Source organism: Thiomonas intermedia (assembly GCF_002028405.1).
In the GTDB taxonomy this organism is placed as follows: Bacteria; Pseudomonadota; Gammaproteobacteria; order Burkholderiales; family Burkholderiaceae_C; genus Thiomonas; species Thiomonas intermedia.
This window is the reverse complement of sequence record NZ_CP020046.1, coordinates 1,415,586-1,439,433: the sequence shown is the minus strand read 5'-3', so window position 1 is coordinate 1,439,433 and position 23,848 is coordinate 1,415,586. Positions and strand designations below refer to the sequence as shown.

Genomic DNA, 23,848 nt, shown 5'->3' with positions numbered 1-23,848 from the left:
CAGACACGTCGCGCCAGGGCGGGCAGGGCGTTGCAAGCATAATGAGTCGGCAAGGAGGTTGTGCCATGCTGATTGTTCTTCCGGTTGACGGTTCCTCTTACACCCTCAAGGCTGCGCAGGTGCTGGTGCATCACGCTCGGCTTTACAGCGAGCCGCCCAGTGTCGTGTTGTTCACAGTGGCGCTCCCCATCGGCACACCGCTGGCGCGGGCGCAGATCAGCAAGGCAACGCTGGACGATTACTACCGCGAAGTCAGCGCACAGGCGCTGGCACCTGCCGAGGCCGTGTTGAAAGACGCAGGGCTGGCTTACGAGGCACGCGATGGGGTGGGCGATCCAGCCGAGCAGATTGCGGCCGAGGCCAGACGCCTGCAGCCCGATCTGCTCATCATGGGGACGCACGGCCATTCGGCACTGAAGGGTTTTGTCATGGGGTCGGTGGCGAGCAAGGTGGTGGCGTCCACCACGGTGCCGGTGTTGCTGGTGCGCTGAACTCGTAAGGCTGCATCTCCCCCTCTCCCACGGCTGGGGGAGGAGTGTTTGCCCCCTCTCCACTTGTGGGTATGGCCGGGGTGGGGAGGAGTGGCGCCGCTTGAGTCTTGGCCTCATCCTCCAAATCTCTTCCGCAAGCGGGAGAGGTCTCTTCCGCGTTTCTGCCTTCTGGGCGGCGAATTACCGCTGGCTCAGGGCATTGCCGACGAGCTTGGCGGTGATGTCCACGATCTGGATCATGCGGTCATAGGCCATGCGGGTGGGGCCGATGACGCCCAGGGTGCCGATGACGGTGCCGTCCGCCGCGTAGGGCGCGGTGATGACGGAGAGTTCCTCAAAGGGCACGGCCTCGCTTTCGCCGCCGATGTAGATGCGCACGCCATCGGCCCGCGCGGAGGCGTCCATGAGCTTGAGCAGCTGGGCTTTTTGCTCGAACAGGTCGAAGAGCTGGCGGAGTTTGCCCAGATTGCCCGAGAGATCGCCGATGCCCAGCAGTTGCTGCTGCCCGGAGATGACGACCTGATCCTGCGGTTGTTGCAGCGCCTGGCTGCCCGCCTGCACGCCGGCCTGCATGAGGGCGACGAGTTCACTGCGCAGGTGTTCCACTTCGCTGCCGAGCTTTTGCGCGACCTGCTCGAAACTCATGCCCGAAAAATGAGCGTTGAGGTAGTTGGTCGCGGTGTTGAGCTCGTTCTGGCTGAGGGCATGCGGCCAGTGCAGCATGCGGTTTTGCACATCGCCCTCGGGGCTGACGATGATGAGCAGGATGCGATGTTCGCTCAGCTGCAGAAACTCGATGTGGCGAAACGCGGCGCTGCGCTGCGGCGCCAGGACCACGCCGACGAACTGCGACAGACTGGACATGAGCTGCGCCGCGCGCATCATCACTTGCTGCGGCGGGGCGGTGTCGATGTGTTGTTGCAGCGTCTGCGGCAGCAGATCGGGCTGCTTGGGCGACTGGGCCGTGAGCATGGCATCGACGAAGATGCGGTAGCCACGTGGCGTGGGAATGCGCCCCGCGGAGGTGTGCGGGCTCGTGATCAGGCCCAGATCTTCCAGATCGGCCATGACGTTGCGGATGGTGGCTGCAGACAACTCCAGCCCCGAGGCGCGCGATAGCGTGCGCGAGCCCACCGGCTGACCATCGGCGATGTAGTGTTCGATCAGGGTCTTGAGCAGCAGTCGGGCGCGTTCGTCCATCGTGATTGATACCGAATTGAGAATTATGAACGAGTCATGGGCTGCGCCCTCCAACAGACTCCCCCTCCCAACCTCCCCCACGTTGTGGAGGAGGAGAAAACAGCGCTGTGCGCGATCTGCGTACGCCCTCCCAACCACCCTCCCCACGGGTGGGGAGGGTCGGGGTGGGGAGTCGTTTCAAACTTCAGCGTGCTGGACCGTTAAATTCTAGGGCGCCCACGACAGCCAGACCCAGTGCCCACCGCGCGACTTGCGCCTGTGCTGTAATTTGCCGCCAGGGCGGTGCTCTCCGCCGAGCCTTCTCTTTCCATCCCATGCTCCGTACCGTGTTCCAGCAGGTTTTGCTGATCGGCAAGTATCAGGCGCCGCAGGCGCAGCGCAAGCTCGGCGAGATTGCCGCCCGTCTGAGCCGGGCCGGGGTGGAGGTCTGGGTCGGCGAGCTCACCGCGCAGCACACCGAGCTGCCCTACCCGGTGTTGCGCAGTAGCGAGTTGGCCGAACGCACCGCGCAGGGCGGCTGGGTGGCGGTGGTGCTGGGGGGCGACGGCACCATGCTGGGCGCGGCGCGGCGACTGGCGCCTTTGAATGTGCCGCTGGTGGGCATCAATGCCGGACGTCTGGGCTTCATGACCGATATCGCCGACAGCGAATGGGACAGCGCGATCGACGGCCTGATGGCGGGTGAATTCGAGCGCGAGGAACGCGCCATGCTTTCAGGTGCGGTGGAGCGCGCGGGACAGACCATCTTCAGCGCCATCGCGGTGAATGATGTGGTGGTCAACCGCAATGGGGCGTCGGGCCTGGTCGAGCTGAAAGTGGAGGTGGACGGCCGCTTCATGTACGTGCAGCGGGCCGACGGCCTGATCGTGGCCACGCCGACCGGCTCGACCGCCTACGCCTTGTCGGCCTACGGGCCCATCCTGCATCCCAGCGTCAACGGCGTGGTGCTGGTGCCGATTGCGCCGCACACCCTGTCGAACCGCCCGATCGTGTTGCCGGGCGGTGCCGACATCGTGATCGAGGTGGTCACGCCGCGCGACGTCAGTGTGAATTTCGACATGCAGAGCTATGCCGAGTTGATCGGTGGCGACCGCATTCGCATCGGCCAGGCGCCGTATCGCTGCGTCTTCCTCCATCCGCCCGGCTGGAGCTATTTCTCCACCCTGCGCAGGAAGCTCCATTGGCATGAAGGGCCCGATGAGTCTTGAATCGAGCCTGTCGAGGCGCGGGGCTCTGCGCCTGTGCGCGGTCCTCGGGCGGAAGGCCGAGGCTGGGCAGCACAAGGTTCACGCCATCCCCACCCCAACCCTCCCCACGAGTGGGGAGGGGGTGATCTCACCTCCCCCACACCGTGGGGGAGGCCGGGAGGGGGAGATGCCCACCCCAACCCTCCCCACGAGTGGGGAGGGAGTGATCTCACCTCCCCCACACCGTGGGGGAGGTTGGGAGGGGGAAATTCGGTCCGCCTCGTCATCGCCCCTGTCCTCAGGAACAATCCGGGGTCCATCGTTCCACTCACACTGAGCCATGCTGCTGCATCTGCATTTGCGTGATTTCGTCATCGTTCCCGAACTCGACATCGATCTGGCGGCCGGGTTCACCGTGCTCACGGGCGAGACTGGCGCGGGCAAGTCCATCCTGATCGACGCGCTCAAGCTCGCGTTGGGCGAGCGCGCCGACAGCAGCGTGGTGCGCGCGGGGGCGTTGCGTGCCGAGATCAGCGCCGAGTTCAGTCTGACTCCGCCGCTGGCCGCCTGGCTGGAGGCGCAGGGGTTTGCCGCCGAGGCCGATACGCTGCTGCTGCGCCGCGTGATCGACGCGCAGGGCAAGTCACGCGGTTTTCTCAACGGCAGCCCGGCCACCGCCGCGCAGCTCAAGGCGGCCGGGGAGTGGTTGGTGGACATTCACGGCCAGCACGCCTACCAGGGTCTGGTGCGGCGCGAGGTCGTCACCCAACTGCTCGACGGCTATGCCGGGGCGCAGGACGAAGCCCGGGCCGTGGCCCAAGCCTGGGCCCAGTGGCGCGACGCGCATGCCGCCCTGCAGCAGGCGCGCCGCGACGCTGGAGCCCTGGACGAAGAGCGCGAGCGCCTGCAGTGGCAATGCGAGGAACTCGACCGCCTGCAGCCGCAGTTCGGCGATTGGGAGGCGCTGGAGGCCGAGCACAAGCGCCTTGCCCATGTCAGCAGTCTGCTCGAAGATTTCGCGGCGGCCGCTGGGGCGCTCGATGGGGAGGATCAGGGTGTCCTGCCCTTGCTGGCGCAGGCGCAGCAGGCCTTGGAGCGTGCGCTGCAGGTCGATGCCGGTCTGCAGCCGCTGGTGCAGCAGATCGAGGCGGCGCAAACCAGTCTGAGCGATCTCAGCCACGAGCTGCGCCGACTCGCCGAGCGCACCGAGGCCGACCCGCAGCGCCTGGCCGAACTGGATGTCCGGCTCTCGGGCTGGATGAGCCTTGCGCGCAAACATCGCGTGACGGCCGCGGCTCTTCCGCAAACCCATCAAACCCTGCGCGACAAGCTCCAGCAGCTCAATCTCAGCGCCGACCTTCCCGCCCTGGAGAGCGCCGAGCAGCAGGCGCTAGCCGCCTTGCAAAAGGTTGCTGCCAAGCTCAGCGCCAGGCGCCGCAAGGCCGCGCAGCAATTGGCCAAGGCCGTGCAGGCGGCCATGCAGGAACTGGGTATGCCCGGCGGGCGCTTCGACGTGGCGCTCGTGCCGCTCGACGCCGTGGGCGCGCGCGGGGCGGAGGCCGTGGAACTGCAGGTGGCCGCGCATCCGGGCGCAGAGCTGCGCGCGCTGGGCAAGGTGGCCAGCGGTGGCGAGCTGTCCCGCATTGCCCTGGCCGTCGCCGTGACCACGAGCGCCCTGCAGGACACCGACACCCTGATCTTCGACGAGGTCGATGCCGGCATTGGCGGTGCCGTGGCGCAGACCGTGGGGCGGCTGTTGCGCCGCCTGGGGGGCGACCGGCAGGTGCTGGCCGTCACCCATCTGGCGCAGGTGGCCGCCTGCGCCCAGCAGCATTTCGCGGTGCGCAAGCACAGCAGCGGCCAGCAGACAGCCAGTCTGCTCGACGCGCTCGCGCCGGCGCAGCGGCCTGGCGAGATCGCCCGTATGCTGGGTGGCAACGCCCAGTCCGACGCCGCGCTGGAACACGCGCGCGAACTGCTCGCGGCCTGCGACGCGACCTGAACACGGTGCCCACGCCATGAATCCCTCCGAGCCTTCAGCTGCCGCCCCTTCCGCCGACTCCCGCTCGACCCATCAGCTCGTGCTGATCTCGGGGCTGTCGGGATCGGGCAAATCGGTGGCGCTGACCGCGCTGGAAGACTCCGGCTATTACTGCGTGGACAATCTCCCGCCGCAGCTCATCACGCCCCTGGTCGAGCAGACCCGCGCCTCGGGGCAGAAGCGCGTGGCCGTGGCGGTGGACGCGCGCAGCGCCGAGTCGCTGGCCGACGTCCCGGCCCTGCTCAAGAACCTGCGGGCCTGCTGCGAGGTGCACGCCATCTACCTCGACTGCGCCACCGACACGCTGGTGCAGCGGTTCTCCGAGACACGCCGCCGCCATCCGCTCACCAGCCGCGCCACGGCCCATCAGTCGGGCCACGCCGCAGCGGCGCGAGGCGAGGGCTATGCCAATGCGCTGATCGAGTCCATCGAGCTCGAACGCGAGTTGCTGCATCCGGTCGCCGAGATCGGCCTGCACATCGACACCAGCCAGATGAAGTCGGCGCAACTGCGCGAGTGGATCAAGCAGGTCGTGCGGGTGCAGGCCTCGCAGATGGTGGTGATGTTCGAGTCGTTCGCGTTCAAGCGCGGCGTGCCGCTCGACGCCGACTATGTGTTCGACGTCCGCATGTTGCCCAACCCGCATTACGACCCGGTGTTGCGGCCCCTGACCGGGCGCGACGTGCCCGTGGCCGAGTTTCTGCTGCGCCAGCCCGAGGTGCTGCAGATGCAGGCCGACATCACCGGGTTTCTGCAGCGCTGGCTCCCCCGGCTGGCGGCCGATCATCGCAGCTACGTGGGCGTGGCCATCGGCTGCACCGGTGGGCAGCATCGGTCGGTGTATCTGAGCGAGCAGCTCAGCCGCGCGTTCGCCAGCCAGTACACCGTGCTGCTGCGTCACCGCGAGCTGGGTGCGACGGGAGCGAGCGAGCAGTGACCGGCATCGGCCGCCGGGCCGTTGCCCAGGGCGAGCGGCGGCGGTTCGGCAAACCGGTCATGCGGCGCGCTCACGCGCCAGTCCAGCACGAGGAGCATGACGACGGCGGCCCAGAACAGGGCCATCAGCCAGGGGAGTCTGCGTTTCATCAGGGCCCTTTCGACCGAGATCGTTGATGTGGACACGCGGTGCCGCCGAGGCGTGCTGAGCTCCCCCTCCCAGCCTCCCCCACGGTGTGGGGGAGGTGAGATCACTCCCTCCCCACTCGCGGGGAGGGTTGGGGTGGGCATTCCCTCCCGGCCTCCCCCGCGGTGTGGGGGAGGCGAGATCACTCCCTCCCCACTCGTGGGGAGGGTTGGGGTGGGCATTCCCTCCCGGCCTCCCCCGCGGTGTGGGGGAGGCGAGATCACTCCCTCCCCACTCGTGGGGAGGGTTGGGGTGGGGATGGGGTGCAAGACGCGCATGAGCCCAGCCGGTTTTGATCGGCAGAGGGTTCTCAATCCTGCATGCCCAGACGGTGGCGCAGGCGCACGCCGATGAGGCTTCCTGCAAACGCGCAGGCAAACCACACCCAGCCGTGCAGACTGCCGGTGGCGATGCCCGAAAAATACGCCCCGACATTGCAGCCGAAGGCCAGGCGCGAGCTATAGCCCAGCAGCAGACCCGCGATGATCGAGGCCAGCCATTGACGTGCGGGCAACGTCACCGCCGGGCTGGCTTTTCCGCGCCAACGGGCAGCGATGAGCGCGCCCAGCAGCAAGCCCAGATCGGTGACGCTGGTGTTGTCGGCCAGCACCGTGGTGTGCAACTGGGCCTGCTGCGCCGGCAGGCCCCAGAACGCGTTGCCGCTCAGATCGATGCCCAGGGCCTGCACGATCTTGGCGCCCCACAGACCCAGGCCGTACACAATTCCCCAGGGTTGCCCGGCCACCGCCAGATTGGCGGTCGCCAGCAGGCCCAGCCCGATGGCGGCCCACCACACCGCCGATCCGCGCCAGCGTGAAGGCTGCGAGCCGCGAAACCGCCACAGCAGCGCGGCCAGCAGGGCCAGGGCCGCAAGCTGGATGATCAGCGTTTGCGTGGCCCCGAGCCGGTGCACCAGATTGACGGGAGGCAGCGCGCCGAGCGACAGCCAGGCCGGAAGCTGGGCTGCCCCGAGAAAGCTGCCGAACACGAAGGCCGGCAGTACGGCCAGACTCACCGGATGGCCGAGTCCGGCCTTGTACAAGGTGCCCGAGCCACAGCCATCGGCCACCTGCATGGCCGCGCCGAATACGAAGGCGCCCACCAGCAGGCTGATGGAAAGCGGCCCGTCGGCACCCTGCAGCGTGGGCTGCGCGGCCAGCAGCGGCACGCTGATGATCATGGCCACCGCGATGCCGACAAACTGCGCCCACAGACCCTTGGGGTCGCGGCGGGTGATCCATACCCGCCACCCCGTGGTGAAGCCGAAGGCGGCGGCCGCGAGCAGCACGCCATAACCCAGGCCGATCAGCCAGAGCAGGCCCTGCCGCCATCCGACCAGCCAGGTGATGGCGGCAAACCCGGCCAGACCGCATGCGACCAGCAGACTGCGGGGCAACCGGCTCCGGCTCGGTTCGGAGGTTTGCGCCACCGCGGTGCGGATGGCCGGGTTCAGAGGGCTTGCCATGTCAGCCCCATTTGCTGCCAGAGTTGTTGCAGCCGGGTGGGGACATGCGCCATGGGCGCGTCGGTGCGTGACCAGTCCACCATCGAGCCGGGATAGAGCGCGACATGCGGCCGACGCAGCACCTGGGACAGCACGAACCAGTTGGTCGCCGCCCAGTGCCCGGTATTGCAGAACGAGACCACTCCGTCCGTCGGCGCTGCCTCCAGAGGTTTCGGCAGGCCTTGGGCGATGCGTTCGAGCGTGGCGGTATCGGGCAGGGCGCCGCTGCCCGGCTCGAACCAGCGCAGGTTGTCGAAATCGAGGGCGCCGGGCAGGGTGCCTGGGCGGCGTGCTGCGGGCGCCTTCTCGCGTCCCAGATAGAAGGCGCGGGGGCGGGCGTCCAGCAGCAGGGTGCCGGGTCGGGTCAGGTCCTGCGCCACGTCGGAGCGGGTGGCGAGCAGGGCGTCGTCGAGTTGGGGCGTAAACGCGCTGGGCGCGGCGGGCGGCGTGGGCTTGCGCGTGATGGGCAGCCCGGCCGCCTGCCAGGCGGTCATGCCGCCGTTGAGGATGGCGAGATGCCTCAGGCCCAGCCATTTCAGCGTCCAGTACACGCGGGCGGGCGCCCCGAAATCGCTGGGATCGTCTCCGGTGGCGACGAGCACCGCGGGGGTCTCGGCCGTCAGGCCCAGGCGGCGCACCAGCGCGGTGAACTCGGGTAGCGGCCGGAGTTGCCCGGGATTGCTCGCCGGACCGCGCCAGTCGGCATAGGGCGCGGGCAGCGCGCCCGGGATGTGCGCGACATCCGGCTCGCCGGCTGCGTCGCGAAGGTCGATGATGCGCACCTGGTCGCGCCGCGCCGCCAGGGCGGAGGCTGAGATCAGCGGGCCGAAGGCCTGTGGCCCTGCCGGATGGACGGATGCCGCGCTGACGCCTTGTTGCAGAGCCCAGGCGGCAAGAAGCCAGCCCAGCGCGCAAACGCGGCACAGGCGCGACCAGCCGGAGCGCCGCGCCGTGCGGGAGGTGGACGGAAAGGGGGTGGGGGGCGGTGTGTTCATGCAGGGCATTCTGGAAGTCCGGCGGCCGAAACGGAAATACAGAGTTGTCATGCGCATCCAACCGCAAGGCATATGCGCCCGAGCCGCGCCCGGGGCGTCCCTGAAGAGGGCCGGGATGCGTGGTGCTAACCTCTTCCCATACCCATCGCAGAGTGGAATCTCCATGCACCCCCGATGTCCTCCACCCCGGCGCGCAGTCTTTGCGCCGAGACGCCGCCATGGCTGAAACGGCCGGGGCCTGCCCTCCCGGCGCCGAATGGATCGAGCTGTTGCCGGCCTGTGTGGTGATGCTGGTGGGCGATGTCGTGCGCTACGCCAACCCCGCGGCGCTGCGGCTGTTGCAGGCGCGCCAGCCGTCCGACCTTATCGGGCGCACGCTGGAGACTTTCATCCACCCGCTCGATCTGCACCGCTCGCTGGCGCGGCTGCGTCATGCCGAAAGCGGCGGCACCAATCCGGTCACCGAAATCCGCGCCTACACCTGCGACGGGCGGCCGCTGATGCTGGCGATGAGCAGCACCACGCTGCCTATCGAGGGCCACACGGCGGTGCTGTCGACCTTTCTCGACATGACCGAGCGTGCCGCGATGGAGCAGCAGCTACGGCAGACCGACGAAGACTTCCAGCGCATGATGAACACCATGCAGGACGTGTTCTATCGCACCGATGCCCAGGGCATCACCCGCTACGTCTGCCCGGCGGTGAAGAACGTGCTGGGCTACACGGCCGAGGAAATCATCGGCTTGCCCGCCGCGGCGTTTTATCCCGACCTGTCGGAGCGCGATGCCCTCGTGGCCGAGATCCGCAAGCACGGTGCCGTGCACGATTTTCCGGGCCGCATGCGGCGCAAGGACGGCGTGATCATCGACATCTCCATCAGCACCCAGGCCTTGCGCGACGAGCAGGGCCAATACGCCGGCGTCGAAGGTATCTGGCGCGACATCAGTGAACGCAAGGCGCTGGAGCGACGGCTCGAACATCTGGCGACCTGCGACAGCCTCACGGGCATCCACAACCGGCGCAGCGTGCTGGCCATCCTGGACCAGCTGTTGCAGCGCAAGGCGCCGTTGTCGGTGCTGCTGCTCGACCTCGATCACTTCAAGCGGGTCAATGATGGTTTCGGCCACGCGGCGGGCGATGGGGTGTTGTGCCGCTTCGCCCAGATCATCAATCAGGAAAAGCGCAGCCGCGATTTTTTCGGGCGGCTGGGCGGCGAAGAATTCCTGCTGATTCTCGACGGCGCGGACGAGGCCGAGGCGCTGCAGATCGCCGAGCGTCTGCGCCTGGCCGTCAGCGCCCAGGCCATTGCATTGCCCGAGGGCGCCACGGTGGCGCTGACGGTGAGCATCGGCATGACCCAACTGCGCCCCGGTGATTTGCGCACGGCCGACGTGCTGGTGCGCGCCGACCGAGCCCTTTACCGCGCCAAGGCCTCGGGCCGCAATCAGGTCTGCGGGTAGACGGCCTGGGGGCGCAGACCCGGCGCCCGGGCAGGCCGTGGGTCTGTCACGCAGGGTCCACCCTCCCCACCCCAACCCTCCCCACGGGTGGGGAGGGAGCAAAACAACGCCGTCATCCGTTGGGGGAGGGGCTTGCCCCGGTCGCGCGCGCAGCGCTGTTTTCTCCTCCCCCACAACGCTGGGGAGGTTGGGAGGGGCTTGCGCCGATCGCGCGCAGCGCTGTTTTCTCCTCCCCCACGCCGTGGGGGAGGTTGGGAGGGGGAGTCCGTCGCGTGGCGTTGTCCCTGAACCCTGCATCCCTCGCCTTTCCGGATCGATAGCGGCCAGTCCGGGGTCAGTATTCCTTGCGCACCCCGCCAGCCAGGGCGACGAAGGCGCGGGCGGCGACGGCCACGAAGGGGCTCAGCCACCACGGCGCCCGCGTGCGCAGGCGGTCCGGCGTGTTGATCGGAAGCGAGCGGGCAAGCTGATGCTCGACGTGGGCGCCCAGTTCGCGCGCGAAGGCGCGGTCGCGCACGGCCAGGTTGGCCTCCAGGTTGACCAGCAGCGACAGCGGATCGATGTTGGAACTGCCCACGGTGGCCCAGTCCTCGTCGACCACGGCAACCTTGGCATGCAGATAGGCCGGCGTGTATTCGAAGATGTGCACGCCCGCGCGCAGCATTTCGCCGTAAAGCGCGCGGGCGGCCCACGCCGCCATGCGATAGTCGATGCGGCCCTGCAGCAGCAGATCGACGCGCACCCCGCGCGCGGCCGCGTTTTTCAGCGCCTGGCGAAACTCCCGTCCCGGATAGAAGTAGGGGCTGACGATGAGCACGCGCTCGCGGGCACGATGGATCGCGCGGATGTAGCTGCGCTCGATGGCGCGCCGCCGCGAGAAGTTGTCGCGCACCACCAGGGTGGCCAGGCTGGCCGCGGCGCCCGGCTCGGTCTCAGGGGCCGGGGCTGCCGCCTTGGCGGGCTGCGGAGCCTCCGGGCGCAGCGGGCTGCCGTCTTCCTGCACCTCGGGCATCGGGCCGCCCCAGTCCAGCAGTTCCTGCCAGTAGGCGCGGCGGTTGGGCGAGGTGTCGAAGACGCCGGGGCCCGGCATTTTGCGCAGGCGCCGCTGCAGGCTGCCGGTGAGCACGGTGCGCAGCCAGAGCCGCTGCATCACCCACTGCGTCTGGCGGGCCAGATGGCCGTGGTATTGCACGGCGTAGTCCAGCCGGGGTTCGGCGCTCCAGCCGTGGTGAAGGTCGAAGCGGTCGTCGATGAGGTTGATGCCGCCGATGAAGGCGATCTGCGCATCGACCACGCACAGCTTGCGATGCAGCCGCCGCCAGCGCCCGCGCTGCACCACGTCGGTCCACAGACGCCAGGGGCGGAACACCATGAATTCCACCCCGGCTTCGGCGAAACGGCCGGAGAGCGTGTCGATGCTGCGTCCCGAGCCCAGCCCGTCCACCAGCACCCGCACCTGCACGCCGCGCCGCGCCGCATCGCACAGCGCGCCTGCGATGCCCATCGACGCCTCGTCGGTATGGAAGATGTAGGTTTGCAGCCAGATGCTCTCGCGCGCCTGCTCGATGGCCCTGTGCATCGCCGGAAACAGCGCGCTGCCGAAGGGCAGCAGACGCGGGGCGGCGCCGTGGACCCAGTTCAGCGGAATGTCATCCGGCGCGGACGGCGGGTCGGGCCGCATGCTCACACGGCGATGTCGGTCTTGCTGCCTTGAGCGGCCAGACCCGGCCCCGGGGCCTCGGGGCAGTCGGGCAGATCGCAGCGCAGCGCGGCCAGCAGCGGGGCATGGTCGGACAGCCGCGCCCAGGCGCGGCCCCAGCCCAGGCCGATCTCGCTGGCCGTCAGACCGCGGGCGTAGATCCGGTCCAGAGGCATCAGCGGCAAGCGCGCTGGATAGGTGCGCACCCGATTGCGCCAGGACGTCTTGCCATTGGTCTTGAGCGGCGGCTCGCTCACGTCGATCAGCCTTTGCTGTTGCAACTGCGGTCCGATGCGGCCGTGCCAGTCGTTGAAGTCACCAGCGACGATGAGGGTGGCCTGCGCGGGCACGCGGGCGGCGATGTAGTCGAGCAGGCGATCGGTCTGCCGCTGGCGGCTGGCCGCGAACAGCCCGAAATGCACCACGATGCAATGCAGCGGCCCGCCCCTGGGCAGCGCCACCTGCACGTGCAGCAGGCCGCGTTGCTCGAAGCGGTGGTCCGAGACGTCGCAGTGGTCGATGTCGATGATAGGGTAGCGCGACAACAGCGCGTTGCCATGCTCGCCATGACGGGTGCAGGCATTGGTGCGGTAGGCCGCGTGCATGCCCAGGGCCTGGCCGAGGAAATCGTGCTGCGGCAGCGCGGGCCAGCCGCTCAGGCGGTTGGCGTGGCGCTGATGCAGAAACTGCACTTCCTGCAGAAAGACCAGATCGGGTTCGAGTCCCTGCAAGGCGGTGTGCAATTCCAGGATGCTGGCCCGCTTGGCCGGGCCGTGTCCGAGCACGCCCTTGTGGATGTTGTAGGAGGCGACGCGAAGTTCCATGTCAGTTCCGCACGGTCGCCCCGAAGGAACTGACACCGCCCTCGGGAGGGAACGCGCGCAGCAAGTTAGGGGGCTGTTTCACCTTGAGCGCCTTCAGCGGGGCATGAGGCGGTGAGGCAACTGGCGGATGGCGTCGGCATTGGAGGCCGAGAAGCAGCGCCGCGCCGCCTCCTGCCAGGGTAGCCAGACCTGGGCGCGATGCTCGCGCGCCGCCAGCGTCACCGCGGTTCCTGCGGGCACTTCGAGGCTGAACACATGCTCGGTGTTCTTCCAGGTGCCCGCCGGGTAGCGGTGCCGCCAGAGCGGATAGATCTCGTACACATTGGCCAGGTGCCAGTCGCGCAGCGCCCCGCTGGGTAGGGCCGCGGTGCCGGTGTGGATGCCGGTTTCCTCGGCCACTTCGCGCCGCGCCGTGGCGGCGAGCGACTCGCCCGGAGCGTCGATGCTGCCGGTCACGCTCTGCCAGAAGCCCGGCTGCTGCGCGCGTTCGATCAGCAGCACCTCGAGCGCCGGGGTGTGGATCACGACCAGCACCGAGACCGGAATCTTGCGTCCGGCATCTGACAGGGGAGGGGAAAGGGTCGAGGCATCCATGACCCGCATGTTAAGGAAGGACGCGCCGGGCTGCGTTGGCGGTGGCTTGCCCGAGCGCCGCAGATTTTGGCGGCCTGAAATGACGAGGCCCCGGCAAGAGCCGGGGCCTCGTTTCCGGGGCACCCCTCAATCATCGCGGGATGACCGGGGCGTGCCGGGCGGTGCGCGACTTACAGAGTCTTCTTGGAGAAGTACCAGTCGGTCACTTCCATGCCCATGGAGGCGCCCTTGGACACGCGCTCCTCGGCGGCGGCGGAGGTCTTGGGCGGCGGCACGATGACCTTGTCGCCCGGGCACCAGGCTTCCGGCGTGGCCACGCCGTGCTTGTCGCTGGTCTGCAGGGCTTGCAGCAGTCGCACGAACTCGTTGATCGAGCGGCCGTTGCTCATCGGGTAGTACACCATGGCGCGCAGGATGCCGTTGGGGTCGATGAAGAAGGTGGCGCGCACGGCCTGGGTGTCGGCGGCGCCGGGGTGGATCATGCCGTAGGCACGGGCCACGTCCATCTTCAGGTCTTCGATGATGGGGAAGGGAATATCGACGCCGAAGTGCTGCTTGATCGAACGCACCCAGGCCAGGTGGGCGAAGATCGAGTCGATCGACAGGCCGAGCAGCTCGCAGTTCATCGACTTGAAGGTCTCGGCTTCACGGGCGAAGCCCATGAATTCGGTGGTGCACACCGGGGTGAAGTCCGCCGGGTGGGAGAACAGGATCAGCCACTTGCCCTTGTAGTCGGCCAGGGTGCGATCGCCGTGGGTGGTCTTGGCGACGAAATTCGGCGCGGGCTCGTTGAGGCGGGGGAGGCCGAAAACTTCAGTGGTTTGTTCCATGGTTGAGGTCCTTATCGTGGGAAGAAATCATCCGGCGTGTGAGCCGTTGAGGAAGAAGTCTAGGGATAACCCTGAAATTGATCCAATCGATTGTCACAATTGAACAGTTAGGAAAAACACATAATGTTCCTTGTTCCTCAACGTTTCATTGTGCGCCGCGTCGCGCTCGTCGATGTGACAAAGGGTGTAGCACCGCGGGACATGGCCGCGGCGGAAGATCAGCGGATCGCGAGATGAAGCGGAAAAACCAGCTCGACGTGGGTGCCCAGGCTGAAAACCGGCGTGGCGCCGTCGCCCGGCTGGCGCCACTGGATCTGTCCGCCAAGTGCGCGGGCGCGGATCTGCATGCTGCTCAGGCCGTGCCCGCTGGCGGCGTGTTGCGGATCGATGCCGATGCCGTCGTCGATGACGTCCAGCCGCAGTCGGTCGCCGTCGAGGAGGGACAGGCGCACCGACACCCGGCTGGCGCGGGCATGGCGGATGGCATTGCTCACCGCCTCCTGCAGCAGCGCGCGCAGGTGGTATTGCTGCGCCGTGTCCTGCGGCAGGGTCGCAGCGGCGTCCGGGTGGGGAAGCGCGGCGCTCAGGCCGCCGATGAGGGGCGGCGGCCAGTCGAGTGCCATGCCGGCGGCAGCCAGGCGTTGCGCGGTCTCCGAGCGCATGTCGGCGGCGAAATCCTCCCAGGGCTGCGCGTGCTGCTGCAAGCCCCGCACGATGGCGCGGAGCTGGTCGATGGTGGTCATCAGCATGGCTTGCTCGCGCTCGCCGTGCACCAGATGCCGCAGGGTGAGCAGCTTGGCGCCGATGTCGTCGTGCAGGTCGCTGGCGATGCGGTCGCGCTCCTGCTGCACCCCGGTTTCGAGCGCATCGCGGCCCGAGGCGGCCTGGTTGAACAGGCTCACGAGCGAGGCCGCCAGCTCGGCATCGGTCACGGTGAACAGCCGCTGCCCGGCGCTGCGCCCCTGCAGGCAGCGGGCGCCGATGCCGCCCGCCGAGGCGACGCGCAGTTCCATGCCGTCCTGAGCCAGACCGGACGCCGCCTCGGCGCTCTCGGTGGCCAGCGGCAGGTTGTGCAGGGGCTGATAGAGGCGGTCGAGCAGGCCGAGCCAGCGTCGTTCGCGCTCCAGCGACTGGGCGGTGAAGGCCACTGAAATGATTTCGGGCAGCAGCCGGTCGACCGGAGGCAGCTCGCCCTGCATCATGCGTGTCCAGAGCCATTGCCGCAGGGGCAGATACAGCAGACCGGCCAGCAGCAGGGTGAGCAGCAGCGAGGTTTCGTGGCGCCAGTTCAGCAGCAGCACCAGCAGCATGTCGAGCACGATGATCAGCCCCAGGCCGAGCACCCACAGCAGCAGCCGATAGGCCCAGCGATCGAGGTCGAACAGGTGGTAGCGTCCCACCCCCAGCGCCAGGCCGAGATACATGGCGAGGAAGAAGCCGAAGGCGTAGCCCTGCTGCATGGGCGGAAACACCCCGAACATTCGCGACCCGAAGGTGAACACGACAAAGGTGAACGTGCCCAGCATGGCCGAGAGCATGAACCAGCGCAGCGCGGCGCGGTCCGAGGCCCGCATGGCGCTGCGTCGCCACTGCACCACGGCCAGGGCGACGGCCAGCAGGATTTCGATCAGCAGCGGAATGCGCACGCCCCAGCTCACATCTGGGGTGAGGCGCAGCACATCGGCGGCCCACCAGCCCACAATGACGAAGGGCACGGGCCAGAGCCATTTCGGCGGCGCCAGCCGTGCGGGATACACCATGAAGAGCGCCGCCAACGCGCCGCCGAAGCCCAGGCCACCGAGGTGATTGATCGCCGACAGGGTTTCGAACAGGCTTGCGGGAATGGCCAGCTCGCGGGTGCTGTAGATCGCGGCCGAATAGGTATTGGGCAGGAACAGCAGCCCGGACAGGGCCAGCAGACGCCCCGGCCAGCTCTGGGGTTTGAGGGCGTACACCCAGGCGCCGACGAGCAGGGCGACGCCGCCGCAAATCAGCTGAAACCAGAAGACCCAGGGCAGGCTGGACAGCGGCCGGTCGGGCTGCGGGGTGATCGGCGCCTCGACGATCTGCCCGGCGGGGTCGCGCCAGCTCAGCACCAGGGGCTGGGCCTGCAGCGCGGCGATGCGGGTCTGGCGCCGAAAGAAACTCTCGACCTGGTCATAGGTCTCGAAAAAGTCCGGCTCCTCGACCAGGTCGCTGGCCTGCAGCATGACGCGCTGCCCACCGGCTGCTATGGACTGCAGGCGCGAGCCGGGGTTGATGGCGGCCGCAGGGCCGTCGGGGTCGACGCGCCTGACCAGAATGCCCGGGCTGTAAGGGTCGAAGCGGGGCGACAGCGTCAGCCCCAGCCAGGGCTGATGCAGGGCGAGATAGAGCGCCGACGTGACCCCGGCGAGGGCCAGCAGCAAGGCCGCCATCAGGGTGCGGGCGGAGCGGGTTTGCGGCAGCGACATGATGGGCGAATTGTCGCCCAGGGTCGAGGGGGGGCGTCAATGACGGCCAACCGCCCTATCGACCGCGCTTTCAAGCGCCGAGACGAAGCGAGCCGCCACGTCGCAACCGGACTGCTGGGTGATTTCCTGAAAGCAGGTGGGGCTGGTGACGTTGATCTCGGTGAGCTTGTCGCCAATGATGTCGATGCCCACCAGCAGCAGGCCGCGCGCGGCCAGCACCGGGCCCAGCGCGCGGGCGATGGTCCAGTCGGTTTCGGAGAGGGGCTGCGCCACGCCCAGGCCGCCGGCGGCCAGATTGCCGCGTGTCTCGCCGCCTTGCGGAATGCGCGCAAGGCAATAGGGCACGGGCTCGCCGTCGATGATCAGCACGCGTTTGTCGCCATGCGCAATGGCGGGCACGAAGCGCTGCGCCATCACGGTGGTGGCACCAAAGGCGGTGAGGGTTTCGATCACCACGTTGAGGTTGGGATCGGGGCTGCCATCGGCCTGTTGGCGCAGGCGGAAGATGCCCGTGCCGCCCATGCCGTCGAGCGGCTTGAGAATCACGTCGCCATGCTCGCCGTAGAAGGCCTTGATCTCGGCCGCGCGGCGGCTGACCAGGGTGGGGGTGATGAACTGCGGAAACTCCAGGATGGCGAGTTTCTCCGGGTGGTCGCGCAGCGCCCGGGGGCTGTTGAACACGGCAGCGCCTTCGCGCTCGGCCTGCTGCAGGAGATGCGTGGCGTAGAAATATTCGCTGTCGAAGGGCGGATCCTTGCGCATGAGCACCGCATCGACCTCGCGCAAGGCCAGCGGGCGCTGGTCGAGCACGCGGTACCAGTCGTGGCCCGACGCGGCCCCGGTGAGTTCGATGCGGCGGCAAACGGCGGTGACTGGGGCGGCGCCTGCGGCAAGCGTGGTGGCTGCAGTCTCCCCCTCCCAACCTCCCCCGCGCGGTGGGGGAGGAGAGACCACTCCCTCCCCGCTTGCGGGGAGGGCCGGGGTGGGGCTGCCTCCCCTCCAATGCAGATCGGCCGCTTCACAAACCCAGAGCACATGGCCGCGCGCCTGCGCTTCGCGCATCATGGCAAAGGTGGTGTCCTTGTAGATCTTGAAGGACGTGATCGGGTCGGCGATGAACAGCAGTTGCATGACTGGCTCAGCCCAGTTCGACTTCGGGGTCGGTGCGCTCCAGCTCATAGCTGGCGGCCACCATGGCCAGCCGGGCGATGACGCCGTACATGTAGAAGCGGTTCGGCCCGTTGGTGCCGGGGGCGGCTTCCGGGTGGGTCACGTTGAACTGCTCCTCGAAAGCCAGCGGCACGAAGTGCATGCCGGGGGCGTTGAGGTTCTCGTCCGGTCCGCGGTCGGCGTGCACGCGGTAGAAGCCGCCCACGACATAGCGGTCCATCATGTACACCACGGGCTCGCACACCGCTTCCTGCAGGCGTTCGACGCTGGGCACGCCTTCCTGTACCAGCACCTCGCTGACCTCCAGGCCTTCCTTGACCACGCTCATCTTGTTGCGGGTCTTGCGGTTGAGGTCTTTCACTTCGCTGGGGTCGCGCACGGTCATCACGCCCATGCCGTAGGTGCCGGCGTCGGCCTTGACGATGACGAAGGGCTTTTCCTGAATGCCGTATTCCTTGTACTTCTTGCGCACCTTGGTGAGCACGCTGTCGACCGCCTCGGCCAGACAGTCTTCGCCATGGCGCTCCTGGAAGTTGATCTTGCCGCACTGGGTGAAGTAGGGGTTGAGCATCCACGGGTCCACGCCGATGAGTTTGGCGAACTTCTTCGCCACGTCGTCATAGGCATGGAAGTGGTGCGATTTGCGCCGCACCGCCCAGCCGGCGTGCAGCGGCGGGAGCAGGTATTGCTCGTGCAGGCCCTGCAGGATGGGCGGGATGCCGCCCGACAGATCGTTGTTGAGCAGGATGGTGCAGGGATCGAAGTCTTTCAGGCCGAGGCGCAGTTTGTTGCGGATCAGCGGTTCGACCACGAGTTCGCCGCCCGACGGCAGCTTGAGATGCATGGGGTCGGCCAGCGATTCGTCGAGCGAACCCAGGCGCACGTTCAGCCCGGCCTGGCGGAAGATGCGCATCAGGGTGTGGACGTTCTCGAGGTAGAAGGTGTTGCGGGTGTGGTTCTCGGGAATCACCAGCAGGTTCTTGGCCTCTGGGCAGATTTTCTCGATCGCGGCCATGGCGGCCTGCACGGCCAGCGGCATCATCTCCGGGGAGAGGTTGTTGAAGCCGCCGGGGAACAGATTGGTGTCGACCGGCGCGAGCTTGAAGCCGGCATTGCGCAGATCGACCGAGCTGTAGAACGGCGGGGTGTGTTCCATCCACTCGAGGCGGAACCAGCGTTCGATGGCCGGCTGCGCTTCGAGGATGCGCTGTTCGAGTTCGAGGACGGGATCGCCCGAGGACGTGATGAGATGCGGGATCATTGTTCTGTTGGGGAATGCATGAAGATTCCCCGATTCTTGCAGAGCCCGCGAGGTTGTGCTCGGGCGGGGGCGAGCCGCGCTCAGGCGCCGTGCGTCATCCAGCCCCAGCGCTGAAAGATCGCCGCGCCTTGCGGGCTTTGCAGAAAGGCGATGAACTGCTGCGAGGCCGGCTGCTGTTTGCCGCGCGCGGTCGGGGCGATGCCGGTATCGCGGTAGATCAGGTAAGGCTCTTCCACGGCGACCTGTTCGGCCAGCTTGGGGTTGGAAACCTGCCAGATGTTCCAGATCAGCCAGGCGTCGATGTCGGGCCGGTCGATCCAGGCCTGGCGGGCCAGCGCGCTGTTGCCCGGATAGGCGACGATGTTCTTGCGCAGCGCGCGCACGGTGCGGATGTCGCCCAGGCGGCCGGCGGCGTCTTCCCAGACCCCGTTCTGTCCGGCGCCGTTGACCACGAGCACCTTGATGCCGGGTTTGAGCAGGTCCTTGAAGCCGGTGATGTGCTTGGGGTTGCCCGGGCGCACCAGGATGGAGAGGGGCCGCAGGTAGAGCGGAATGACGTCGGCGCTGTCGAGCTGGCCGTTCATGGCGGTGACGAAGTCGCTCATCATGGTTTCCGATCCGGAGAAGATCAGGTCGGCGTTGGCCCGGGCGGCGTCGATCCACTTCGGCGTCGGGCCGGCGGTGACTTCGACCTTGATGCCCGTGGCCTTTTCGAAAGCCGCGGCGGCCTCGTGCATGGCGGGTGCGGGGCCGCCGGGGCCGTAAACCTTGAGCGTCGGGGGGGTGTCCGCCAGAGCCAGCGGCGAGGTCGAGGCTAGCAGCAGGCCGGCGCCCAGCAGGCTGGTGCGCAACAAGGTGCGGCGGGTGGCGTTGGGCTTGGGTGAGATGGGTTGGGTCATGAGCGCTCCTGAAGGTCGAGAAAAGCCCGGCCTATCGACGCCGGGGCGTCGGTCTGCAAGGCGGGGGGAAATCGAAAGAGACGCCGCGGGGTCAGGCTTGCGGCGCGGCGGTGGGGCCCGGAGGGGCCGGATCGTCGGCGGTGTAGCGTTGGTAGAGCGCGCGCGCCGCGTCCAGCAGTTGGGCGCGGGGCAGATCGCCGGTCAGCGCGTAGCCCCATTGGCGATCCACCCAATAGAAGGTGGACGCCTGCTTTCCGGGCACGATGCGGAAGGAGGTTTCGGCGGTGGGTTTGGCCATGCCGCGCAGATAGACCGTGACGCGGTGGCCTTGCGCGTCCTGGTACATGAGCTGTGCGGCGGGTTTGCCCGGCATGCCGGGCAGCAGGCGGCCGCCCATGAGCACCAGGCCGCCAGGCAGGGCATCGGGCGCCACGATGGGACGCTGCAGGCGGCGCGACAGCCAGGTGGTCAGATCGCTGCCCTCGCGCACTTCCACCGGTCGGCGTGCGTCCGGGGTGTAGACGGCGTAGGCGAGTTCGGCCTGATGCACGAAGTGCTGCATGCCTTCGTTCTGCGCGGCGACCACGGCGCCGTCCTGCTGCGATTCGCGGGTGATCAGGCTGCCCGCCACCGCGCCCACGCCGATCCACAATGCCACCGCCGCCGCGCGCACCCAGGGGCGCGCGGGCGGTGCGAGAGGCTGAAGCAGACGCGCGGGCACAGGTTCGTCGAGCAAGGGGGCGAGCGCCTCGCGCAGCGCCAGGTTCTGCGCCTGCAGGGCGGCGATCTCGGCACGCACCGGGTTGTGCGCGCCCGGAGGGGGCGGTTCACCCGTCTGAGCCAGCCGGGCTTCGTGTTCCAGGTAGCGATCGACCTCGGCGCGCCGGACGTCGTCGAGTTGACCGTCGGCATAGGCCATGAGGATGTCGCGATCGGGGCGTTGCGGGTTCATCCCACACTCCTTTGACCGTCGATGACGCGCAGCGCCGGACGCTGCGCCCCTTCACCGTGGGTGAGTTGCCAGAGCTGGCTGCGCGCGCGCGACAGGCGGGACATCACGGTGCCGGTGGGCACGCTCAGCGCCTTGGCCGTTTCGGCATAGCTGAGCCCTTCCACGGCCACCAGCAGCAGCACCTCGCGCAAGGGCACGCTCAGGCGCTGCAGGGCGGCCAGGAGTTCCAGGGCCTCAAGCCGAAGCTCCTGGGTGGCGGCCTGCGCCGGAAGGGCGCCGTCGGGCAAATCGTCCAGCGCCTGCGTGGCCTGCGCCTGGCGCACGGCGCACTGATCGACGAACAGGTTGTGCATGATGGAGAACAGCCAGGGCCGCACACTGCCCACGCCTCGCCAGAGCCCCCATTTGTTGACGGCGCGCTCCAGCGTGTCCTGCACCAGATCGTCGGCGTCGGCCATGCGGCCTGCATGGAGAACGCGGGCATATCGCCGCAGATGCGGGATCTGCTCGGTCAGCAGTTGGTGGCGGTCGGCCATGGCGGGGCGGGTTCGAGGGTAGGCGAGCCGTGGTGGGGATCAGTATCCGCCCTTGCTGGCGAGTTTGGGGTCGATCTGCCAGATTTCATCGACCAGCTTGCCGTCGCGATAGGTGAGCACATAGCGCACCGGAATCGCCGCCTTGCCCTGGAACACGACATCGGCCGTGACGGTGGCGCCCTTCGGATTGGCCGACTCCTGCAGATGCGAGATCTCGGCCTTGAGCGGTCCGTTGGCCTTGGCGAACTTGGTCCAGGTGGTCTTGATGGTGTCGGCTGCGGCGTAGCGGCCGTCCAGCGGGCCGCCAACCCATTCGAGCACGGCGTCCGGGCCATAGCTGGCGGCGATGGCGTCCACATTGCCCGCGGCAATCGCCTCGATGTGCGCCCGGGCGGCCTCGGTGGGGGTGTCGGCGTAGGCCGACGGTGCGATCCAGAGCGCCGAGAGGGCCAGTGCCGCGGCGGCGAAGGTGGGGGTCAGGCGGGTTGCGGTGTTCATCATCAGCTCCGTTTGGGTGGGGGATGCTGCATGGACGGCCTGGCGCGGCGATTATTCCCAAGCCCGACAGACTCCTGGACGAAAAAAAACCGCCCCGGTATTTCGGGGCGGTGGGAACATCCTGGGGACAGGATGAGGAGACGCCTTCGGGTGCGGCGGCTGGCCGCCGCACCGTCGGGAAACTTGCGCTCAGAGCACTTGCTCGCCGTGCAGGCTGATGTCCAGACCTTCGCGTTCCTGCTCTTCGGTGACGCGCAGGCCGATGACCATGTCGATGACCTTGAGGATGACGAAGGTGACGATGGCGTCGTAGACGATGGTGAAGCCCACGCCCTTGGCCTGGATCAGGATCTGGGCCATATTGCCTTCCAGGGCGCCGGCGGTGCCGCCGATGGCCTTGACCGCGAACACGCCGGTGAGCATGGCGCCGACGATGCCACCGATGGCATGCACGCCGAAGGCGTCGAGCGAGTCGTCATAGCCGATCATTTCCTTCATGTAGACCGCGGTCCAGAAGCAGACCACGCCGGCGATGAGGCCGATGGCCAGCGCCCCGCCAGGGCCGACGAAGCCGGACGCCGGGGTGATGGCCACCAGACCCGCAACAGCGCCGGAGGTGATGCCCAGAATGGTGGGTTTGCCGCGAGCGATCCACTCGGCGAACATCCAGCCCAGTGCGGCAGCGGCGGTGGCGATCTGCGTGGCGGCCATGGCCATGCCGGCGCGGTCGCTTGCAGCCACGGCGGAACCGGCGTTGAAGCCGAACCAGCCCACCCACAGCAGCGAGGCACCGATCATGGTCAGCACCAGGTTGTGCGGCGGCATGGCTTCCTTGCCGTAACCCACGCGCTTGCCGATGACCAGTGCAGCCACCAGACCGGCGACACCGGCGTTGATGTGCACCACGGTGCCACCGGCGTAGTCGAGCACGCCGTCACCGCCGAGGAAGCCGCCACCCCACACCATGTGAGCGATCGGGGCGTACACGGCCAGCAGCCAGATGCCCATGAACCACAGCAGGGCCGAGAACTTCATGCGGTCGGCGAACGATCCCACGATGAGCGCCGGGGTGATGATGGCGAAGGTCATCTGGAAGGTCATGTAGGTCGACTCAGGGATGGTCGGCGCCAGCGGGTTGGCCGAGTCCAGGCCCATGCCGTTCAGGAAGAACCGGCTCAATCCGCCGATGAACCCGTTGCCCGGCGTGAAGGCCAAGCTGTAGCCGATGATCATCCACAGCACAGTCACCAGGCAGGTGATGGCGAAGCTCTGCATCAGCGTGGCCAGCACATTCTTCTTGCGCACCATGCCGCCGTAGAACAGCGCCAGACCCGGAATGGTCATCAGCAGCACCAGGGCGGTGGAGGTCAGCATCCAGGCGTTGTCGCCGGAGTTGATGAAGGCGGCGGGGTTGGACGCCGCGGCGGCAGGCGCCGCAGCGGGAGCGGCCGCTGGCGCGGCGGCCGGGGCGGTGGCCGCAGGTGACGCGGCGGCAGCGGGTTCGCTGGCCGTCTGCGCCCAGGCGCTGCCCGGGCCAGCCAGCGCCGCCATCGACAAGGCGATGATTGCGAGGAGTTTTTTCATGGTGAAAGCCTCAAGGAATGGGTGGGGTTCAGAGGGCGTCGCCGCCGGTCTCGCCGGTACGGATGCGCACGACCTGTTCGAGTGCAGAAACGAAAATCTTGCCGTCGCCGATCTTGCCGGTACGGGCTGCGGTTTCAATCGCTTCGATGGTGCGTTCGACCAGGGCTTCCGGCACGGCCGCCTCGATCTTCACCTTGGGCAGGAAGTCCACCACGTATTCCGCGCCGCGGTACAACTCGGTGTGGCCTTTCTGCCGACCAAAACCCTTGACTTCGGTGACCGTGATGCCGGTCACCCCGATGCCCGACAAGGATTCGCGCACCTCGTCGAGCTTGAACGGCTTGATGATGGCCGTGATCATTTTCATGTGTTGCTCCTTCCAGTGACGGAATTGAGTGTGTTCAAGATGCTTTGATGGGCTTGATGACACGCACCCAGCGCAGCGACGCCGATCGATTTGTTTTCAATGCATCCCCTCGAAGCATGCTGACGATTCAGTCGTCTTGGATTGAATGCCCGGTGTCTACAGCAGGTTTCATGCCAGTGT

The 23,848-nt window shown here is 67.8% G+C and carries 22 protein-coding genes; 5 read left to right on the top strand and 17 right to left on the bottom strand.

The genetic code is table 11. The annotated features are described in order from the left end of the window. The first annotated feature begins 65 nt into the window (after positions 1–65). On the top strand, positions 66–491 hold the full coding sequence (locus BVH73_RS06750) for a universal stress protein (RefSeq protein ID WP_079417271.1): 426 nt from the start codon (positions 66–68) through the stop codon (positions 489–491). A gap of 180 nt (positions 492–671) precedes the next feature. On the opposite strand, the gene hrcA is transcribed toward BVH73_RS06750, so the two are convergent. After that, positions 672–1,691 (bottom strand): heat-inducible transcriptional repressor HrcA, encoded by a 1,020-nt coding sequence (hrcA, locus tag BVH73_RS06745; RefSeq protein WP_079417269.1) that lies wholly within the window; start codon positions 1,689–1,691, stop codon positions 672–674. A gap of 314 nt (positions 1,692–2,005) precedes the next feature. Between hrcA and BVH73_RS06740 the strand changes: the two genes are divergently transcribed. The 3 genes from BVH73_RS06740 to rapZ all read left to right on the top strand — a co-directional run bounded on the left by BVH73_RS06740 (position 2,006) and on the right by rapZ (position 5,856). Next, positions 2,006–2,899: an NAD kinase gene (locus tag BVH73_RS06740; protein WP_079417267.1), complete on the top strand. Its 894-nt coding sequence runs from the start codon at positions 2,006–2,008 to the stop codon at positions 2,897–2,899. 319 nt (positions 2,900–3,218) lie between these two features. Beyond that, positions 3,219–4,880: a DNA repair protein RecN gene (recN, locus tag BVH73_RS06735; protein ID WP_079417265.1), complete on the top strand. Its 1,662-nt coding sequence runs from the start codon at positions 3,219–3,221 to the stop codon at positions 4,878–4,880. Positions 4,881–4,896: 16 nt separating this feature from the next. Next, positions 4,897–5,856, top strand: coding sequence for an RNase adapter RapZ (gene rapZ / locus BVH73_RS06730; RefSeq protein WP_079417263.1), 960 nt, complete (start codon positions 4,897–4,899; stop codon positions 5,854–5,856). On the opposite strand, the gene BVH73_RS06725 is transcribed toward rapZ, so the two are convergent. The 3 genes from BVH73_RS06725 to BVH73_RS06715 all read right to left on the bottom strand — a co-directional run bounded on the left by BVH73_RS06725 (position 5,817) and on the right by BVH73_RS06715 (position 8,541). Then, positions 5,817–6,005 carry a hypothetical protein gene (locus tag BVH73_RS06725; RefSeq protein ID WP_079417261.1) on the bottom strand — a complete coding sequence of 63 codons (189 nt, stop codon included), beginning with the start codon at positions 6,003–6,005 and terminating at the stop codon, positions 5,817–5,819. The genes rapZ and BVH73_RS06725 overlap by 40 nt on opposite strands. 347 nt (positions 6,006–6,352) lie before the next feature. After that, positions 6,353–7,507, bottom strand: coding sequence for a YeeE/YedE family protein (locus tag BVH73_RS06720; RefSeq protein WP_079417259.1), 1,155 nt, complete (start codon positions 7,505–7,507; stop codon positions 6,353–6,355). After that, a complete protein-coding gene (locus tag BVH73_RS06715; protein WP_169836761.1) occupies positions 7,492–8,541 on the bottom strand; it encodes a sulfurtransferase in 1,050 nt (349 codons plus the stop codon). Before BVH73_RS06715 ends, BVH73_RS06720 begins: the two co-directional genes overlap by 16 nt. A gap of 218 nt (positions 8,542–8,759) precedes the next feature. On the opposite strand from BVH73_RS06715, the gene BVH73_RS06710 reads away from it, so the two are divergent. Further along, complete coding sequence (locus BVH73_RS06710; protein ID WP_079417257.1) at positions 8,760–10,001, top strand: sensor domain-containing diguanylate cyclase; 1,242 nt, start codon at positions 8,760–8,762, stop codon at positions 9,999–10,001. Between the two features lie 334 nt (positions 10,002–10,335). Here BVH73_RS06710 and clsB read toward each other — a convergent pair whose 3' ends face one another. The 13 genes from clsB to BVH73_RS06645 all read right to left on the bottom strand — a co-directional run bounded on the left by clsB (position 10,336) and on the right by BVH73_RS06645 (position 23,668). Continuing rightward, complete coding sequence (gene clsB, locus BVH73_RS06705; protein ID WP_079417255.1) at positions 10,336–11,682, bottom strand: cardiolipin synthase ClsB; 1,347 nt, start codon at positions 11,680–11,682, stop codon at positions 10,336–10,338. 2 nt (positions 11,683–11,684) lie between these two features. Continuing rightward, positions 11,685–12,524 carry an endonuclease/exonuclease/phosphatase family protein gene (locus BVH73_RS06700; RefSeq protein WP_079417253.1) on the bottom strand — a complete coding sequence of 280 codons (840 nt, stop codon included), beginning with the start codon at positions 12,522–12,524 and terminating at the stop codon, positions 11,685–11,687. A 93-nt stretch (positions 12,525–12,617) separates the two neighbouring features. Further along, on the bottom strand, positions 12,618–13,118 hold the full coding sequence (nudB, locus tag BVH73_RS06695; protein WP_079417251.1) for a dihydroneopterin triphosphate diphosphatase: 501 nt from the start codon (positions 13,116–13,118) through the stop codon (positions 12,618–12,620). 170 nt (positions 13,119–13,288) lie between these two features. Continuing rightward, entirely contained in the window at positions 13,289–13,948 is a 660-nt protein-coding gene (locus BVH73_RS06690) for a peroxiredoxin (protein ID WP_079417249.1), read from the bottom strand. Between the two features lie 218 nt (positions 13,949–14,166). Beyond that, positions 14,167–16,401 (bottom strand): sensor histidine kinase, encoded by a 2,235-nt coding sequence (locus BVH73_RS06685; protein ID WP_079417247.1) that lies wholly within the window; start codon positions 16,399–16,401, stop codon positions 14,167–14,169. Positions 16,402–16,437: 36 nt separating this feature from the next. Continuing rightward, the gene (gene gshB, locus BVH73_RS06680; protein WP_079417245.1) at positions 16,438–17,532 is read right to left on the bottom strand and encodes a glutathione synthase; all 1,095 of its coding nucleotides are present in this window, start codon (positions 17,530–17,532) and stop codon (positions 16,438–16,440) included. A 7-nt stretch (positions 17,533–17,539) separates the two neighbouring features. Beyond that, positions 17,540–18,832, bottom strand: coding sequence for a glutamate--cysteine ligase (gene gshA, locus BVH73_RS06675; protein WP_079417243.1), 1,293 nt, complete (start codon positions 18,830–18,832; stop codon positions 17,540–17,542). A gap of 80 nt (positions 18,833–18,912) precedes the next feature. Continuing rightward, complete coding sequence (locus BVH73_RS06670) at positions 18,913–19,731, bottom strand: extracellular solute-binding protein (RefSeq protein WP_079417241.1); 819 nt, start codon at positions 19,729–19,731, stop codon at positions 18,913–18,915. A 91-nt stretch (positions 19,732–19,822) separates the two neighbouring features. Next, on the bottom strand, positions 19,823–20,683 hold the full coding sequence (locus BVH73_RS06665; protein ID WP_079417239.1) for an anti-sigma factor family protein: 861 nt from the start codon (positions 20,681–20,683) through the stop codon (positions 19,823–19,825). Then, positions 20,680–21,219 carry an RNA polymerase sigma factor gene (locus tag BVH73_RS06660; protein WP_079417237.1) on the bottom strand — a complete coding sequence of 180 codons (540 nt, stop codon included), beginning with the start codon at positions 21,217–21,219 and terminating at the stop codon, positions 20,680–20,682. The genes BVH73_RS06665 and BVH73_RS06660 overlap by 4 nt, the downstream gene beginning before the upstream one ends. 39 nt (positions 21,220–21,258) lie before the next feature. Next, positions 21,259–21,717, bottom strand: coding sequence for a nuclear transport factor 2 family protein (locus BVH73_RS06655; RefSeq protein ID WP_079420408.1), 459 nt, complete (start codon positions 21,715–21,717; stop codon positions 21,259–21,261). 189 nt (positions 21,718–21,906) lie between these two features. Continuing rightward, positions 21,907–23,301 (bottom strand): ammonium transporter, encoded by a 1,395-nt coding sequence (locus tag BVH73_RS06650; protein ID WP_079417235.1) that lies wholly within the window; start codon positions 23,299–23,301, stop codon positions 21,907–21,909. A 28-nt stretch (positions 23,302–23,329) separates the two neighbouring features. Next, a complete protein-coding gene (locus BVH73_RS06645) occupies positions 23,330–23,668 on the bottom strand; it encodes a P-II family nitrogen regulator (RefSeq protein ID WP_013107214.1) in 339 nt (112 codons plus the stop codon). Positions 23,669–23,848: the final 180 nt, after the last annotated feature.

Excerpts from the sequence above, each read along its gene's own strand:
- BVH73_RS06750 (WP_079417271.1), top strand. The coding sequence starts at position 66 with ATGCTGATTGTTCTTCCGGTTGACGGTTCCTCTTACACCCTCAAGGCT.
- hrcA (WP_079417269.1), bottom strand. The coding sequence starts at position 1,691 with ATGGACGAACGCGCCCGACTGCTGCTCAAGACCCTGATCGAACACTAC.
- BVH73_RS06740 (WP_079417267.1), top strand. The coding sequence starts at position 2,006 with ATGCTCCGTACCGTGTTCCAGCAGGTTTTGCTGATCGGCAAGTATCAG.
- recN (WP_079417265.1), top strand. The coding sequence starts at position 3,219 with ATGCTGCTGCATCTGCATTTGCGTGATTTCGTCATCGTTCCCGAACTC.
- rapZ (WP_079417263.1), top strand. The coding sequence starts at position 4,897 with ATGAATCCCTCCGAGCCTTCAGCTGCCGCCCCTTCCGCCGACTCCCGC.
- BVH73_RS06725 (WP_079417261.1), bottom strand. The coding sequence starts at position 6,005 with ATGAAACGCAGACTCCCCTGGCTGATGGCCCTGTTCTGGGCCGCCGTC.
- BVH73_RS06720 (WP_079417259.1), bottom strand. The coding sequence starts at position 7,507 with ATGGCAAGCCCTCTGAACCCGGCCATCCGCACCGCGGTGGCGCAAACC.
- BVH73_RS06715 (WP_169836761.1), bottom strand. The coding sequence starts at position 8,541 with ATGAACACACCGCCCCCCACCCCCTTTCCGTCCACCTCCCGCACGGCG.
- BVH73_RS06710 (WP_079417257.1), top strand. The coding sequence starts at position 8,760 with ATGGCTGAAACGGCCGGGGCCTGCCCTCCCGGCGCCGAATGGATCGAG.
- clsB (WP_079417255.1), bottom strand. The coding sequence starts at position 11,682 with ATGCGGCCCGACCCGCCGTCCGCGCCGGATGACATTCCGCTGAACTGG.
- BVH73_RS06700 (WP_079417253.1), bottom strand. The coding sequence starts at position 12,524 with ATGGAACTTCGCGTCGCCTCCTACAACATCCACAAGGGCGTGCTCGGA.
- nudB (WP_079417251.1), bottom strand. The coding sequence starts at position 13,118 with ATGGATGCCTCGACCCTTTCCCCTCCCCTGTCAGATGCCGGACGCAAG.
- BVH73_RS06690 (WP_079417249.1), bottom strand. The coding sequence starts at position 13,948 with ATGGAACAAACCACTGAAGTTTTCGGCCTCCCCCGCCTCAACGAGCCC.
- BVH73_RS06685 (WP_079417247.1), bottom strand. The coding sequence starts at position 16,401 with ATGTCGCTGCCGCAAACCCGCTCCGCCCGCACCCTGATGGCGGCCTTG.
- gshB (WP_079417245.1), bottom strand. The coding sequence starts at position 17,532 with ATGCAACTGCTGTTCATCGCCGACCCGATCACGTCCTTCAAGATCTAC.
- gshA (WP_079417243.1), bottom strand. The coding sequence starts at position 18,832 with ATGATCCCGCATCTCATCACGTCCTCGGGCGATCCCGTCCTCGAACTC.
- BVH73_RS06670 (WP_079417241.1), bottom strand. The coding sequence starts at position 19,731 with ATGACCCAACCCATCTCACCCAAGCCCAACGCCACCCGCCGCACCTTG.
- BVH73_RS06665 (WP_079417239.1), bottom strand. The coding sequence starts at position 20,683 with ATGAACCCGCAACGCCCCGATCGCGACATCCTCATGGCCTATGCCGAC.
- BVH73_RS06660 (WP_079417237.1), bottom strand. The coding sequence starts at position 21,219 with ATGGCCGACCGCCACCAACTGCTGACCGAGCAGATCCCGCATCTGCGG.
- BVH73_RS06655 (WP_079420408.1), bottom strand. The coding sequence starts at position 21,717 with ATGAACACCGCAACCCGCCTGACCCCCACCTTCGCCGCCGCGGCACTG.
- BVH73_RS06650 (WP_079417235.1), bottom strand. The coding sequence starts at position 23,301 with ATGAAAAAACTCCTCGCAATCATCGCCTTGTCGATGGCGGCGCTGGCT.
- BVH73_RS06645 (WP_013107214.1), bottom strand. The coding sequence starts at position 23,668 with ATGAAAATGATCACGGCCATCATCAAGCCGTTCAAGCTCGACGAGGTG.